General features: G+C 34.4%; 1 protein-coding gene. It reads left to right on the top strand.

What is annotated here, in order from left to right; genetic code table 11:
- A partial coding sequence (locus tag IM273_RS22080) for a site-specific integrase (RefSeq protein WP_226857982.1) occupies positions 1-870 on the top strand: 870 nt, incomplete at both ends.

Genomic DNA, 870 nt, shown 5'->3' on the forward strand with positions numbered 1-870 from the left:
AAATAGATGATCTGGTAAGATATGCGAAACAAAGATTCGACAGACAAAAAATCATAAATATAAAATCGACAAATTATAGGTTTATTGCGAAGAGAACCTTTAGTTATAGAATACACGTTTTTTCACGCTACCTTAAGTGGTTATGTGGATTAGTTCATTCGTCAAAGGGGATTCATGCAAAGTATGAAGTAGACGTATTTATTGAAAGTATCAGAGCACATATTCCAAGAAACAGTTCATTGAATATGAATGAAATATCTGAAAAATCGTTAAATGAAGAAGAGATCAAAGTGCTTTTCCGTCTATTGGAAATTGGCGGGATTGAAAACCCTTTCCATAAGGAAGTACAGGTCAGGAACAGACTAATATTTACCTTGCTCTTAAATTTAGGTTTAAGGGCTGGAGAGTTGCTCAATCTTAAAATAGATGATTTTGATCTCAGAGACAACACTTTAAGTGTAGTCAGAAGACATGATTCAAAAGAAGATGGAAGATCTTATCAACCATTAGTAAAGACTGGAGAAAGGGTTATTCCGTTATCTGATGAGTTAGCCTGTGAAATTTTTGATTACATAAGCAATAGCAGAGAAAAAATGGCAAAAAGGAAAAAGCATAATTTCTTATTGGTGGCTCATTGCACCGGAAAAAACGCAGGAGAACCCTTAAGCATTTCAGCTTATGAGAAGGTGATATCAACACTGAAACGAGCAAGTCCAGAGCTATATAATCTTTCAGGCCATAGGTTAAGGCACTCTTGGAATTATATGTATTCTAAAGGAATAGAAGGTGCTGAATTAGAATATAGTAGAAGGAAAGATTTAAGGAATTATCTAATGGGTTGGTCAAAGGAGTCAATAATGTGTGATAGAT

It is taken from the genome of Enterobacter cloacae complex sp. P13B (assembly GCF_014895915.1).
Taxonomy (GTDB): Bacteria; Pseudomonadota; Gammaproteobacteria; order Enterobacterales; family Enterobacteriaceae; genus Enterobacter; species Enterobacter bugandensis.